Source organism: Streptomyces sp. NPDC012508 (assembly GCF_042902595.1).
Lineage (GTDB): Bacteria > Actinomycetota > Actinomycetes > Streptomycetales > Streptomycetaceae > Streptomyces.
Window position 1 is genome coordinate 123,162 of sequence record NZ_JBIBEO010000005.1, and the last position, 13,203, is coordinate 136,364.

A 13,203-nucleotide genomic window follows, 5' to 3' on the forward strand; every position below is an offset into this window, starting at 1 on the left:
CGGGCCCCTCAGAGGCCGAGGCCCTCAGGGCCTCAAGGTCCCGGGCGCCGCCCAGGGCCCCGAGTGCCTCCCAGAGGGTCGCAGCGCTCAGGCCTCGATGGCCAGGTCCTTGATGATCTTGGCTACGTGGCCCGTCGCCTTCACGTTGTACAGCGCCCGCTCGACCTTGCCGTCCTCGTCGACGATCACCGTCGAGCGGATCACGCCCGTCACCGTCTTGCCGTACAGCTTCTTCTCGCCGAAGGCGCCGTATGCCTCCAGGGTCTCCTTCGACGGGTCGCCCACCAGCGTGACCTTCAGGTGCTCCTGCTCGCGGAACTTCGCCAGCTTCTCCGGCTTGTCGGGCGACACGCCGATGACGTCGTAGCCCGCGCCGGCGAGCAGCTCCAGGTTGTCCGTGAAGTCGCACGCCTGCTTCGTGCAGCCCGGGGTGAGCGCCGCGGGGTAGAAGTAGACGATGACCTTGCGGCCCTTGTGGTCCGCGAGCGAGACCTCGTTGCCGTCGGCGTCGGGCAGGGTGAAGGCGGGGGCGGTGTCGCCGGGCTGAAGTCGCTCGCTCATGGCTCTCCTCGGGGTGTCTGCGCGTACACGACCGAGCCTAATGGGGGCCTGAGACAGACCGCGGGCGGAGAAACTGAGAGACTGTCCGTCAACGACCGATTACGACTACGGAGGCAGCGCGGTGTCGGAGGCCAGGACCCCTGCGCAGATCGAGGCGGACATCGTCCGCCGGCGCGAGCAGCTTGCCGAGACTCTCGACGAGATCGGCATCCGGATGCACCCGAAGACGATCATCGGTGACGCGAAGGCGAAGGTCGCCTCCACGGTCGACCAGACCGCCGGGCGGGCGTTCGTCGCCGTCAACCGGACCGTGTCCGACGTGAAGGCCCGGTTCACCGGTGACGACGGCGCGCCCCGCCTGGAGCGGGTGGTTCCGGTGGCGCTGGTCGCCGTGGCCCTCGTCGGGCTGCTCGCGATGTCGACGCGCAAGCGCAAGGGATGACCCCTCCCGGGTACGGACGACACGCCCGGACAGGTAGGTTCGAGTCGTGAGCGACAACACCCACGACAAGCTGCCCATCCGGATGCTCCACGACCGTGTGCTGGTCCGGACCGATTCCCCGGAGGGGGAGCGGCGCTCGGGCGGCGGCATCCTCATTCCGGCGACCGCCGCCGTCGGCCGCCGGCTGGCCTGGGCCGAGGTCGTCGCGGTCGGCCAGAACGTCCGTACGGTCGAGACGGGTGACCGGGTGCTCTACGACCCGGAGGACCGCGCCGAGGTCGAGGTGCGGGGTGTCGCGTACGTCCTGATGCGGGAGCGCGATCTGCACGCGGTGGCCGCGGACCGGTTCGAGGGTTCGAAGGACACCACCGGGCTGTATCTGTAGGACGCTGCAAACGTTTCGAGCTGAGGCCTGGTGACCGGTGTCACCAGGCCTTTCGTCGCTCCCTTGCTACCCTGGACACACCCGACGAGACGCGCCGTACCGGGCCCGCTGCACCGCAGTACGCAAAGACGACGCACCCCTGTTGTTCCGTCTCGCGGAGGTGTTCGTCGTCATGGCCTGGGTGCTTCTCATCGTCGCCGGTCTGCTCGAGGTCGGCTGGTCCATCGGCATGAAGTACACGGACGGGTTCACCCGTCTCTGGCCGAGCGTCTTCACGGGCGCCGGGATCGTCGCCTCGATGATGCTGCTGTCGCACGCCGCCAAGACACTGCCCATCGGTACGGCGTACGGCGTGTGGGTCGGTATCGGCGCGGCCGGCGCGGCGGTGCTCGGCATGGTGGTGCTCGGTGAGCCGGCGACCGCCGCGCGGATCTTCTTCGTCTGTCTGCTGCTGGTGGCCGTGGTGGGGCTGAAGGCGACCTCGGGTCACTGATGCGGTAGCTGCTGCTCGGGCTGCGCGGCCGGCTCCGACCGTGGGATCTGCTGGTCCGGCGTTTCCGTCTCGGGCGGCGGGGGCTGGTGCTCCGGCTGGACGGTCTCGGGGCGGGGCCGCTCCTTCTCCGGCTGCGCCGGATGCGCCGACTGAGGCACCTGAGGTGTCTGAGGTACCTGAGGCGCCTCAGGCAGGCGCGGCTGCCGCGGGCCCTTCGGTCCCGCCTGACCCAGCTGCTCCTCCTCCGGGTCGTCCTGATCCTCCCGCCCCTCCCGCCGCTCCCGGCCCTCCCAGCCCTCCTCGGCCGGTCCGGCCGGGTCCCCCGGCCCGTCCGGCTGAGGAGGATCCAGGGGTTCCAGCCACTCCTCCGCCCCCGCACCCAGCTCGAGTTCGAACTCCCGCGCCTCCGTCCCCGCCAGCGCCTCCCGGGTGAAGTGCCCCCAGATCTCCGCCGGCGTCCCGCCCCCGTTGATCCGGTTCTGCCCGAGCGCGCCGTACAGCGGCTTCTGCTCGCCCGTGTCGGGGTCCTGGCCCATCACCGTGACGACCGTCGCGAGGTCCGGGGTGTAGCCCGCGAACCAGGCGGCCTTGTCGTCCTCGGCGGTGCCCGTCTTCCCGGCGGCCGGGCGTCCGGCCGCCAGGGCCGCCGTTCCCGTACCGCTCTCCACGACGCTCCGCAGGACGTGCGTCGTCGTGTCGGCGGCCACTCTGCTCACGGCCTGCCGGGTGCCGGACGGCGGCAGGTTCAGGTCCTGGCCGTCCTTGGTGATCCGTTCGACGAGCGTGTACGTGCCGTGGCGGCCGTGGTTGGCGAGGGTGGCGTACGCCTCGGCCATGTCGAGGGCGCTCGCGGTGGCGGGGCCGAGCGCGATGGAGGGGGAGCCGTTGAGGTCGGGGGTGCGGGCGGGGAGGCCGAGTGCGACGGCGGTCTCCTTGACCCTCGCGGGTCCGACGTCCACGGCCATCTGCGCGTACACGGTGTTGACCGAGCTGTCGGTGGCGGTCCGGACGGTGATGTCGCCGTACGACGCGTCGTCCTCGTTGGCGGGGGCGTAGAGGGCGCCGTGCCAGCCCTGCACGGGGCGTTTGTCGGCGCCGTCGTAGTAGGTGTTCGGGGTGATCGGCTCGCCGTCCTGGGTGAGCGAGGTGTGTTCGATCGCGGCGGTGAGGACGAAGGGCTTGAAGGTGGAGCCGACCTGGTAGTCGCGGCGGGTGGCGTTGTTGACGTACTGCCGGGTGTAGTCGACGCCGCCGTACATCGCGACGACGCGGCCGGTCGACGGCTCGATGGCCGCGCCGCCGACCCGTACGTAGCGGTCGACGGGGTTGCGCGCGGGGTCGAGCCGGGACATGACCTTGTCGTCGACGGCGGTGACGAAGGCGTCCTGCTTGTCCTTCTCCAGGGTGGTGGTGATGCGGAAGCCGCCGCCGGCGAGGGTGTTCTCGTCGAGGACGCCGTGGGAGGTGAGGTACTCCTCGACGGCCTGGACGATGTAGCCGCGCTGTCCGGAGAGCCCGGTGGCGGGGCGTGCGGTCTGGGGCGTGGGGAAGACGGCGGTGGCGCGGTCGGGGCGGGTGAGCCACCTCTCCTTGACCATGCCGTCCAGGACGTAGTTCCAGCGGGCGAGCGCCCGGGGCCGGTTCTCGGGGTGGGTGGCGACGTCGTAGGCGCTGGGGGCGTTGAGGAGGGAGGCGAGGTAGGCGCCTTCGGCGGTGTCGAGTTCGGCGGCCTCCTTGCCGTAGTAGGCGCGGGCGGCGGCCTGGATGCCGTAGGCGTTGCGGCCGAAGTAACTGGTGTTCAGATAGCCCTCGAGGATCTCGTCCTTGCTCTTCTCGCGGTTGAGCTTGATCGCGATGAAGAACTCCTTCACCTTGCGGGTGACGGTCTGTTCCTGGCCGAGGTAGTAGTTCTTGACGTACTGCTGGGTGATGGTGGAGCCGGACTGCCGGCCCTTGCCGGTGAGGGTGTTCCAGGCGGCGCGGACCATGGCTTTGGGGTCGACGGCGCGTGCGGAGGAGAAGTCGCGGTCCTCGGCGGCGAGTACGGCCTGCTGGACGGTGAGGGGGATGTGCGCGAGGCGTACGTTCTCGCGGTTGACCTCGCCGTCGCGGGCGATCTGGGTGCCGTCGCGGTAGAGGTACATGTTGGACTGGGCGGTCGCGGTGGCGTTGGCGGGCGGGATGTCGACGAGGAGGTAGCCGGCGACGAACCCGGCGGCCAGCAGCAGGGCGCCGAAGAGGGCGGTGCGCAGGAGTGCCCGCAGGACGCGCCGGGGGCGTGAGCGCCGTGCGCGCCGGGGGCGCCCGGGTGGGGGCGGGGGTGTGGCGGGGAGCGTGGGATCCCTCGGCGTCCAGCCGGGCCGGTGTGCAGGGGCTGGCTGGTCGTCGCGCATGTCTGGAACTCCCGTACCGGATGAAGGAGGCATGGCCTTCCCCATAGTGCACGTATCAGGACAGAACCTGATGAATGCGACTCGAAAACGACTCGCGGTGGCGAAGTGCGGGCCGCTAGGGTCGGGCGCTTTGGTGCGGTTCGGTGCCAGGAGGAAAGGCGACGCGACATGCTGCGGCTGTACGCGACGGTGGCCGCGGGTGGCTTCCGGCGCCATGCCACGTATCGATTGGCGACGGCGGCGGGGGTGTTCACCAACACCGTCTTCGGCTTCATCCTGGCGTACACCTATATGGCCCTGTGGGACGAGCGCCCCCAGCTGGGTGGCTACGACATGGCGGACGCGCTCGCCTATGTGTGGATCGGCCAGGGGCTGATCACGGTGTGCGGGCTGATGGGCGGCGGGTTCGAGGACGAGCTGATCGAGCGCATCCGTACGGGTGACATCGCCGTCGACCTGTACCGGCCGGCGGACCTCCAGGCCTGGTGGTTCTCGGCCAACCTGGGCCGGTGCGCGTATCAGTTGCTCGGCCGCGGAGTGGCGCCGATGGCGATCGGCGCGCTCGCCTTCGACTTCCGTCTGCCGTCACGGCCGTCGACCTGGCTGGCGTTCCTGCTGGCGATCGCGCTGGGGGCGACGGTCGGTTTCGCGATCTGGTACCTGGTCGCGATGTCCGCCTTCTGGCTGATGGACGGTCAGGGGGTGGTGCAGGTGGCGTGGCTGGGCGGGCTGTTCTTCTCCGGGATGCTGCTGCCGCTGAACGTCTTCCCGGGCGCACTGGGCGAGGTGGCGCGGGTGCTGCCCTGGGCGTCGCTGCTCCAGATCCCGGCGGACGTGTATCTGGAGCGGTACGAGGGGTGGGGGCTCCTCGGGGCGTACGGCTTCCAGCTCTGCTGGGCGGCAGTGCTGCTGCTCGCGGGCCGGCTGGCGCAGTCGCTGGCGACGCGGAAGGTGGTGGTGCAGGGTGGGTGAGACGTCCGAGCTTCAGGGCTCGGGGGGTACGGGCTCGCGGGGTACGGAGTCCTGGCGTACGTCGTGGCGCACCTCCTGGCGTACGTACCGGATGGTCGCCGGGATGTGGATCCGCTCGACGATGACGTACCGCACGTCCTTCGCCCTGACCCTCGTCACCTCCTTCTGCGTCACGTTCTTCGACTTCGTCGTCATCCTGCTGATGTTCGGTCAGGTGAGGGGTCTCGGCGGCTTCTCGTTCGCCGAGGTCGCGTTCCTGTACGGGACGGCCGGCACGTCCTTCGGGGTCGCGGACCTGACGATGGGCTCGCTCCAGCGGATGGGCAGGCGGGTGCGGGACGGCTCTCTCGACCTGTTCCTGATGCGTCCGGCGCCGGTGCTCGCGCAGGTGGCGGCGGACAAGTTCGCGCTGCGGCGGCTCGGCCGGGTGGCGCAGGGTCTTTTCGTGCTGGTCTGGGCGCTGCTCGTCCTGGACGTGGAGTGGACGGCGGTGAAGGCGCTGCTCCTGCCGGTGATGCTGGTGAGCGGCGCGGTGATCTTCGCGGCGGTGATGGTGGTGGGGGCGTCGGCGCTGTTCTGGGCGCAGGACGCGGCGGAGGTGACCAACGCGTTCACGTACGGCGGGAACACGCTGTTGCAGTACCCGCCGGCGATCTTCGCGCAGGACCTGGTGCGGGGCGTCGTGTACGTCGTACCGCTGGCGTTCGTGAACTGGCTGCCCGCGCTGTACGTGCTGGGGCGGCCCGCCCCGGCCGGTGTGCCGTCCGCGCTGGCGTTCGCGTCGCCGCTGGTGGCGCTGGGGAGTTGCGTCCTCGCGGGGTGGGCGTGGCGCGCCGGACTCCGTTCGTACCGAAGCACAGGGAGCTGAGGCATGGCCTTCATCGAACTGGACGGTGTGGAGAAGGTCTTCACCGTGCGCAGACGGGCGGGGCTGCTGCGCCGCGAGAAGCGTGAGGTGCGGGCGGTCGACGGGATCGGCTTCGGTGTGGAGCGCGGCGAGATGGTCGGCTACATCGGGCCGAACGGCGCGGGGAAGTCGACCACGATCAAGATGCTGACGGGCATCCTCACGCCGAGCGGGGGCCGGCTGCGGGTCGCGGGCATCGACCCGGCGCGGGAGCGGACGCGGCTCGCGCAGCGGATCGGTGTGGTGTTCGGGCAGCGGACGACGCTGTGGTGGGACCTGCCGCTGAAGGACTCGTACCGGCTGATGCACCGGATGTACCGGATCCCGGACGACCGGTTCGCCGCCAACCTGGCCCGCTGTGTGGAGCTGCTCGAACTGGGCGAGCTGCTCGACGTACCCGTGCGGCAGCTGTCGCTGGGCCAGCGGATGCGCGGCGACATCGCGGCGGCGCTGCTGCACGACCCGGACGTGCTGTACCTGGACGAGCCGACGATCGGCCTTGATGTGGTGTCGAAGGCGCGGGTGCGGGAGTTCCTGCGCGAGCTCAACGCCTCGCGGGGTACGACGGTCCTGCTGACGACGCATGATCTGACGGACATCGAGCAGCTGTGCAAGCGGGTGATGGTGATCGACCACGGGCGGCTGATGTACGACGGGGAGCTGGCGGGGCTGCACGAGGTGGGGGCCGGCGAGCGTCAACTGGTGGTGGACCTGGAGCGGGAGCTGCCGCCGATCGAGCTGCCCGGAGCGCGCTTCGTACGGTCGGAGGGCGGCGGGGTGCGGCAGGTCCTCGCCTTCCCCGCCTCGGCGTCGGCGGCGCCGCTGGTGGCGGCGGTGGCACGGGCGTACCCGCTGGTGGATCTGTCGGTGCGGGAACCGGACATCGAGGCCGTGATCGCGAAGATGTACGGGGATCGGGAACTTGAGGTGCGCCCGGGAAGTCCCTGATGTAGGGAGGTGGGGTGATGAGCGACACGAAGACACCGCTGGTCGCGTTCTCGTACACGGCGGCGGACGCGGAGCGGCACCGAGGGGTGCGCCGCATGAAGAGCCTCGCCACGGGCCTTCTGGTCTTGGTGGCGGTCGTCTATGCGCTGGCGACGTGGGCCGAGAACGCGGGCTGGGGGGCGTGGGCCGGGTATGTGGCGGCCGCGGCGGAGGCCGGCATGGTGGGCGCGCTGGCGGACTGGTTCGCGGTGACGGCGCTGTTCCGGCGGCCGCTGGGTCTGCCGATCCCGCACACGGCGATCATCCCGACGAAGAAGGACCAGCTGGGCACCACGCTGGGCTCATTCGTCGGCGAGAACTTCCTGTCGGCGGATGTCGTACGGGGACGGCTGCACGCGCTCGGCATCGCGGGCCGCCTGGGCGCGTGGCTGGCGGAGCCGGACCACGCGGACCGGGTGACGCGCGAACTGTCGACGGCTCTGCGGGGCGCCCTGACCGTCCTGCGGGACGCGGACGTCCAGGCGGTGGTCGGCGAGGCGATCACGCGACGGGCTGAGGCGGCGGAGGTGGCGCCGGGCATCGGCAAGACGCTGGAGAAGATCGTCACGGACGGGGCGCACCACCGGGCGGTGGACCTGGTGTGCGCGCGGGCGCACGACTGGCTGGTCTTCCACGGGGACTCGGTGATGGACGCGGTCCAGGGCGGTGCGCCGGGCTGGACGCCGCGTTTCGTGGACCGCAGGGTGGGCGAGCGGGTCTACAAGGAGCTGCTGCGCTTCGTCACGGAGATGCGGGACATGCCCGGGCATCCGGCGCGGGGCGCGATCGACCGCTTCCTGACGGACTTCGCGGCCGACCTCCAGGGGGACACGGAGACGCGCGCGCGGGTGGAACGCCTGAAGGGGGACCTGCTGGCGCGTCCGGAGGTGCAGGACATCATCGCCTCGGCGTGGGCGTCGGTACGCGGCGTCATCATCGCGGCGGCGGAGGACGAGCACAGCCAGCTCCGCCTGCGGGCGCGGGCGTCCCTGATCTCCCTGGGCGGCCGGCTGGTGACGGACAAGCGCCTGCAGACGAAGGTCGAGGGGTGGGCGGAGGACGCGGCGGCCTATGTGGTCACGACGTACCGGACGGAGATCACGTCACTGATCAGCGACACGGTGGCGAGCTGGGACGCGGACCAGACGTCGAGGAAGATCGAGGCGAACATCGGCCGGGACCTTCAGTTCATCCGCATCAACGGCACGGTGGTGGGCGCGCTGGCGGGCCTGCTGATCTACACGGTGAGCCACGCGCTGGGCGGGTAGCAGGGCTTGACCTGAGGGTGCGCTGGGCGGGTAGGGGGGTAGGGGAACCCACCCGCCCAGCGCTCATGGGGAGGGCACCGAGTAGTACGGGCGGAAGACCCGGGGCGTTCAACGCCCTTCGGACTTCGTCCCTCAGCCCTTGTTACGGGTGACGGCCCAGGAGGCGCCGGCCATGGCCCCGGCGACGGAGAACACGGCGGGCCAGGCGCCGACCTTCTTGGCGAGCGGATGCGACCCGGCGAACGCGGCGACGTACGCACCGGCCAGCGCGGCAGCGGTCTTCCCGCCCGCCACCTGCTGCCACTCCCGCGCGGCAAGCCCCCCGGCAGCGGCCAGCACCACGCCCCCGAGGGGCCGCTTCTTGGTCCACCGAGCAACGGCGTACCCACCGACGAGCCCGACGGCGGCCATGGCGGGGGAGGGGATGCGGGGCATGAGGGGGACCTTTCGGGCGAGGGGGCGTCTACGCGTACGAGCCTAACTTCACCCCTCACACCCGACGCCGTCCCCATCCCGGTCGAGGTGCCGCCCGTACCCGGGGTCACCGCGGCGCACGGGAGCGGCGCCGGCGTCACGGGCGGCGCTGCAGTTCGCGTAGTAGGTGGAGCCGCCCCCGCTACCTCCGGTGGAGGACCCGCCGGAGCCCCCGGACCCGCCGGACCCGCCGGAGCCGCCGGAGCCCCCGGAGCCCCCGGAGTACGGCTCGCACCCCACCCCGTCTCCGTCGCGATCGAGGTGGCTCCCGTACCCGGGGTCACCGCGACGCACGGGCGCCGCGCCCGCGTCACGCGCGGCGTCACAGTTCCGGTAGTAGACGGCCGGCGGCGCCGGCTTCTTGGTACGGGTCGGCGTGGGCTTCAGGGTGGGGGTCGGGGTGGGGCTAGGCGTCACGACGGGCGCGGCGACGGTGATGCGCACGACCGCGGTGCCACTAGCGGTGCCGGGGGAGCGCTGCTCCACCCGATAGGTGAACTCGTCCTCCCCCGCGTACCCCGCTGTCGGGGTGTAGGTGATGGAGCCACCCTCGACCTCGGCGGTCCCATGGCCGGGCGGCGCGTCGACGGTCAGCTCGTACTCGCTCCCACCCAACACACTGGTCAGCGGCTCCTCCTCACTGCCCGGCGTGTCGGTCGCGGTGTCGTTGGCGAGCACGTCGACGACGACCTCCGAGGCCGCGGCGTCCTCGACGTCATCAACCAGCTTCAGGGCGATCTGCGGCGTGGGCGTGGGCGTGGCACTGGCCGCCACCGCGTCCACCGACTTCCCTTCAGCCCCGCCACCCCCACCCCCGCACCCCGCGAGCACCACGACAGCCAACGCCGCCGCAGTCCCAACCATCGCTCTACGCCCGCAGCGCATCTCTCTCACACGCACAACAAGCCCCCACAACATTTCCGGAGACGGAGAAGGCACCGATGCTGCCAGGCGCGAGGGTGAGATGTAGTGGAATCGTGAATTCCACGTGAAGATCATCTTCTGTGTCTCTGGCTGGCCCGTGTTGTTCGAGCCGAACCCGACTACGTCGTGACCACCGAGGATGGGAGGTCGATCCGTCGTTCGGTGAGTACTCGAACTGCGCCAGGGCGGCTGGCCCTGAATCAGGTGGATCCCCCGCGCGATCCTGCCGGATCGCGCGCTATCCGGCGGCGATGGTCGAGTAGGTCCAGACGTCCGCAGGGAGCTCATGTCGGAGCTTCCACGTGATCCCCATGGGATGACTTCCCTTGTGGTCGACGTATTCGGCCGGGCCCAGGAGCATCCAAGGCTGGGGGCCGCCAATGTCCGTCTTCTTGTGGCGGCGGACGAAGAGGAGGACGTGGCTCCCGAGGGCCTTGTGATTCTTGTAGCGGATGCCCGTGGGGGACGTTTCCGACGTTTGGTTCTGCGACTCCCAGTGGAAGTGTGATTCGTTCAGGGCGTAGTCCCGGTAGCGGGTCTGCGGGGAGAAGTCCTTCTCGTCCTTCTCCAACGTGATCAGCAGCGCGTCCGTCCGGATGTCCTCGCACCACTTCACCCCTTCCCGGAAGTGGCCCGGCATGAAGCCACCGATGAAGGACTGGCCCAGAGCCGGCAGGATTTCCTCGCGGCTGTAGGAGGCATGGATTGTCAACGGGAGCTGGGCGAGCGGGCCGAGGAGGGGTACAGGGATGTGGTCGGTTCGGTCGAGGGCATACGCCAGGACCTGACGGAGTTCGTCGCGGAGGGCGTGCTGGGGGCGCAGAGCGTCCAGTGCGTCTTGATAGTCGGAGTAGCCGCCACCCAGAGGCCACAACGAGAAGAAGAGCATGCGGGCGTAAGCCCGCTCGATCTCGCTGAGCTCGCTGTAGGTGGGTGCGTCGTCGGCGAGGAGTCTCGTGTAGGTGTCCACCCGCCGGGGGTCGTCGACGTGAAGGAACGCGGAGACGCGCTTGAGGAGGGCGTCTTCACCCTGCGGGCCAGACCGGGGGAGCAAGCCTGACCGGCGAAGGAGGCCGGTCCAGGAGTTCCCGTTGCCGCGGTAGATCTCCTTGAGCTCGCGCCCGCTCTCCTTGAGGTAGTTCGAGAGTCGGGGTTCGCCGTACTGGCCCACCTCGCGGGCAAGCTGAGTCACGTTGACGCTGAGCTGGCTGCGGATGTTGTCGATGATCAGCTCCTTGGCCTTGGACTCAAGGATGATCTGGCAGCCAGACGGAAGTTGGGGGAAGTCGTGCTCGATATTCGCGAGCAGACGGTTCCTCGTGAGGTTAGTCAGGGCGCGGAACTGCTCCTCGAAGCGGAACTCCTTGCGGTGCTGGCCGATGAAGTCCAGAACAGTCAGCACGGCCTTGCCTTCGCTGCGGCGAAGCCCGCGCCCCAACTGCTGAAGGAAGACAGTGGCGCTGGACGTTGGGCGCAGCAGAAGAAGCGTGTCGACGTCCGGGATGTCCAAGCCCTCATTGAAGAGGTCTACGGAAAAGATCACTTGCAGGCTGCCGGAGCTCAGAGCAGCGAGGGCATCCCTGCGCTCGTCTCGCGGCGAGTCCCCTGACAGTGCCACAGCGTTCAGGCCAGCGCGGCGGAAGAAGTCCGCCATGAAGCGGGCGTGGGCCACCGAGACACAGAAGCCCAGGGCGCGCATTGAGCCCGGGTCAGTGACCTTGTCCATCACCGCCTGGACGACGAGTCGTGCGCGAGCATCGTTGTCTGTGAGCAGGTTGCTGAGGGCGGCGGCGTCGTAAGCGCCGCGCTTCCAGGTGAGGGCGCTCATATCGGTGTTGTCTGTGACACCGAAATAGTGGAACGGGCTCAGGAGGTCGTTCTCCAGCGCCTCCCAGAGTCGCATCTCCGCTGCGATGCGGCCGTCGAAGAACTCGTCCTGAACATTTCGACCGTCCATGCGTTCTGGCGTGGCGGTTAGGCCGAGCAGCTCGACGGGCGTGAAGTGATCGATGATCTTCCGATAGGTGGGCGACACGCCGTGGTGGAACTCATCGATGACGATGACGTCGAAGTGATCGGGAGCAATCCGCTCCAGTGTGCGCGTGTTGAGCGACTGGACGCTGGCGAAGACGTGGTTCCACTGCTCCGGGGCGAGGCCGCTGTGCAGCTCTTCACCGAAGTTGGCGTCCACGAGAACGTCTTGGTACGTGCGGAGGGACTGGCGCAGTATCTCTTGCCGGTGGGCGACAAAGAGAAGCCTCAGGTCGCGGCCGTACTTCTGTCGCAGATGCTTGTAGTCGAGCGCCGCCATCACGGTCTTGCCGGTGCCGGTGGCCGCAACCAACAGGTTGCGGTGGCGGCCGTGGACCTCACGTTCCACCTCGAGACGCTCCAACATGTCCCGCTGGTGAGGGTAGGGGCGCACCTCGAGACCAGAGAGAGTGATGTGGCGGCCTGCGGTGTTGTTCGTTCCGCGGCCGGCGACATGGAGGGCTTCGTCGAGACGCTTGGAGTCGGTCTCGGGGTCGTACGGTTCGAACGCCGAGTCGCTCCAATAGGAGTCAAAGGTCGCTTCGAACTTGCGGAGGACATCGGGCGTAGCGACGGACGAGAGGCGGACGTTCCACTCCAGCCCGTCAAGAAGCGCGGCCTTGGACAGATTGGAACTGCCTACGTACGCCGTGTCGTAGCCGCTGTTCCTGCGGAACAGCCAGGCCTTGGCATGGAGACGTGTGGAGCGGAGCTCGTAGTTGACCTTGACCTCGGCGTTGAAGCGCTGCACAAGACGGTCGAGGGCACGTCGTTCGGTGGCGCCGATATAGGTCGTGGTGATGACCCGGATGGGGACCCCTCGGGCGTGGGCCGATTCGAGCGACTGCTCGATGACGCGAAGGCCGTGCCACTTCACAAAGGCGCACAACAGATCAACGCGGTCAGCGGTGGCGAGCTCGGCCCGGAGTTCAAAGCCGAGGCTCGGGTCATCGGGTGAGTTGGTGATGAGCGCGGTCTCTGAGAGAGGCGTTGCGGGTCTGATCCGGTAGACCCCCTTGGCCTCTTGCTCTGCGATCGCGAGGAGCTGGCGGGGGCCGTCGGACACGAGGTCGACCCACTCGCGCGCGCCCTCGATGCTGCTCATCGACTCGAGGATGTGGTTGGCCGCGTGGACCCGTTCCGCAGCGGGCAGCTGCTCAAGGATGCGCCGTGCTGTGTCCGCAACATGCCGGGCGATGACGTGAGGCGCTGAAGCGGGGCCCACGGTGTCGTCGATCGCATGCCAGCCCTGGTCTGCCAGTCCCTTGAGCTGATTCTCAAGGCGCAAGGTGATGAGCTGTTCGTAGAGCCCCGAGATCGGCTCGTTGGCATCGATCGGACCGGCCATTGTCGTCCCCTCCCCGTT

12 protein-coding genes are annotated in these 13,203 nt (G+C 69.3%); 7 read left to right on the plus strand and 5 right to left on the minus strand.

Features of this window, described 5'->3' with window-relative positions; all coding sequences use genetic code 11:
* Positions 1 to 87: 87 nt before the first annotated feature.
* On the minus strand, positions 88 to 561 hold the full coding sequence (gene bcp, locus ACFY8U_RS18135) for a thioredoxin-dependent thiol peroxidase (RefSeq protein ID WP_361439529.1): 474 nt from the start codon (positions 559 to 561) through the stop codon (positions 88 to 90).
* 121 nt (positions 562 to 682) lie between these two features.
* Here bcp and ACFY8U_RS18140 point away from each other — a divergent pair, with 121 nt between their 5' ends.
* The 3 genes from ACFY8U_RS18140 to ACFY8U_RS18150 all read left to right on the plus strand — a co-directional run bounded on the left by ACFY8U_RS18140 (position 683) and on the right by ACFY8U_RS18150 (position 1,881).
* Complete coding sequence (locus tag ACFY8U_RS18140; RefSeq protein WP_361760356.1) at positions 683 to 1,003, plus strand: DUF3618 domain-containing protein; 321 nt, start codon at positions 683 to 685, stop codon at positions 1,001 to 1,003.
* A 46-nt stretch (positions 1,004 to 1,049) separates the two neighbouring features.
* Positions 1,050 to 1,388 (plus strand): co-chaperone GroES, encoded by a 339-nt coding sequence (locus tag ACFY8U_RS18145; protein WP_260229654.1) that lies wholly within the window; start codon positions 1,050 to 1,052, stop codon positions 1,386 to 1,388.
* 172 nt (positions 1,389 to 1,560) lie between these two features.
* Complete coding sequence (locus ACFY8U_RS18150) at positions 1,561 to 1,881, plus strand: DMT family transporter (RefSeq protein WP_389170861.1); 321 nt, start codon at positions 1,561 to 1,563, stop codon at positions 1,879 to 1,881.
* On the opposite strand, the gene ACFY8U_RS18155 is transcribed toward ACFY8U_RS18150, so the two are convergent.
* Positions 1,875 to 4,274, minus strand: a complete 2,400-nt coding sequence (locus ACFY8U_RS18155; RefSeq protein WP_389571141.1) for a transglycosylase domain-containing protein — start codon at positions 4,272 to 4,274, stop codon at positions 1,875 to 1,877. The genes ACFY8U_RS18150 and ACFY8U_RS18155 overlap by 7 nt on opposite strands.
* Positions 4,275 to 4,445: 171 nt before the next feature.
* On the opposite strand from ACFY8U_RS18155, the gene ACFY8U_RS18160 reads away from it, so the two are divergent.
* The 4 genes from ACFY8U_RS18160 to ACFY8U_RS18175 all read left to right on the plus strand — a co-directional run bounded on the left by ACFY8U_RS18160 (position 4,446) and on the right by ACFY8U_RS18175 (position 8,408).
* Entirely contained in the window at positions 4,446 to 5,246 is an 801-nt protein-coding gene (locus tag ACFY8U_RS18160) for an ABC-2 family transporter protein (RefSeq protein WP_361760514.1), read from the plus strand.
* A 91-nt stretch (positions 5,247 to 5,337) separates the two neighbouring features.
* Positions 5,338 to 6,114 (plus strand): ABC transporter permease, encoded by a 777-nt coding sequence (locus ACFY8U_RS18165; protein ID WP_389572063.1) that lies wholly within the window; start codon positions 5,338 to 5,340, stop codon positions 6,112 to 6,114.
* Between the two features lie 3 nt (positions 6,115 to 6,117).
* Positions 6,118 to 7,101 (plus strand): ATP-binding cassette domain-containing protein, encoded by a 984-nt coding sequence (locus ACFY8U_RS18170; protein ID WP_361439535.1) that lies wholly within the window; start codon positions 6,118 to 6,120, stop codon positions 7,099 to 7,101.
* A 17-nt stretch (positions 7,102 to 7,118) separates the two neighbouring features.
* Complete coding sequence (locus ACFY8U_RS18175) at positions 7,119 to 8,408, plus strand: DUF445 domain-containing protein (protein ID WP_389571143.1); 1,290 nt, start codon at positions 7,119 to 7,121, stop codon at positions 8,406 to 8,408.
* Positions 8,409 to 8,540: 132 nt separating this feature from the next.
* On the opposite strand, the gene ACFY8U_RS18180 is transcribed toward ACFY8U_RS18175, so the two are convergent.
* The 3 genes from ACFY8U_RS18180 to ACFY8U_RS18190 form a co-directional block, all read right to left on the minus strand.
* A complete protein-coding gene (locus tag ACFY8U_RS18180) occupies positions 8,541 to 8,843 on the minus strand; it encodes a hypothetical protein (protein WP_389571146.1) in 303 nt (100 codons plus the stop codon).
* Positions 8,844 to 8,891: 48 nt separating this feature from the next.
* Positions 8,892 to 9,665 (minus strand): excalibur calcium-binding domain-containing protein, encoded by a 774-nt coding sequence (locus tag ACFY8U_RS18185; RefSeq protein WP_389571149.1) that lies wholly within the window; start codon positions 9,663 to 9,665, stop codon positions 8,892 to 8,894.
* 379 nt (positions 9,666 to 10,044) lie between these two features.
* Positions 10,045 to 13,185 carry a DUF3427 domain-containing protein gene (locus tag ACFY8U_RS18190; protein ID WP_389571152.1) on the minus strand — a complete coding sequence of 1,047 codons (3,141 nt, stop codon included), beginning with the start codon at positions 13,183 to 13,185 and terminating at the stop codon, positions 10,045 to 10,047.
* Positions 13,186 to 13,203: the final 18 nt, after the last annotated feature.

Excerpts from the sequence above, each read along its gene's own strand:
- bcp (WP_361439529.1), bottom strand. The coding sequence starts at position 561 with ATGAGCGAGCGACTTCAGCCCGGCGACACCGCCCCCGCCTTCACCCTG.
- ACFY8U_RS18150 (WP_389170861.1), top strand. The coding sequence starts at position 1,561 with ATGGCCTGGGTGCTTCTCATCGTCGCCGGTCTGCTCGAGGTCGGCTGG.
- ACFY8U_RS18155 (WP_389571141.1), bottom strand. The coding sequence starts at position 4,274 with ATGCGCGACGACCAGCCAGCCCCTGCACACCGGCCCGGCTGGACGCCG.
- ACFY8U_RS18165 (WP_389572063.1), top strand. The coding sequence starts at position 5,338 with ATGGTCGCCGGGATGTGGATCCGCTCGACGATGACGTACCGCACGTCC.
- ACFY8U_RS18170 (WP_361439535.1), top strand. The coding sequence starts at position 6,118 with ATGGCCTTCATCGAACTGGACGGTGTGGAGAAGGTCTTCACCGTGCGC.
- ACFY8U_RS18175 (WP_389571143.1), top strand. The coding sequence starts at position 7,119 with ATGAGCGACACGAAGACACCGCTGGTCGCGTTCTCGTACACGGCGGCG.
- ACFY8U_RS18180 (WP_389571146.1), bottom strand. The coding sequence starts at position 8,843 with ATGCCCCGCATCCCCTCCCCCGCCATGGCCGCCGTCGGGCTCGTCGGT.
- ACFY8U_RS18190 (WP_389571152.1), bottom strand. The coding sequence starts at position 13,185 with ATGGCCGGTCCGATCGATGCCAACGAGCCGATCTCGGGGCTCTACGAA.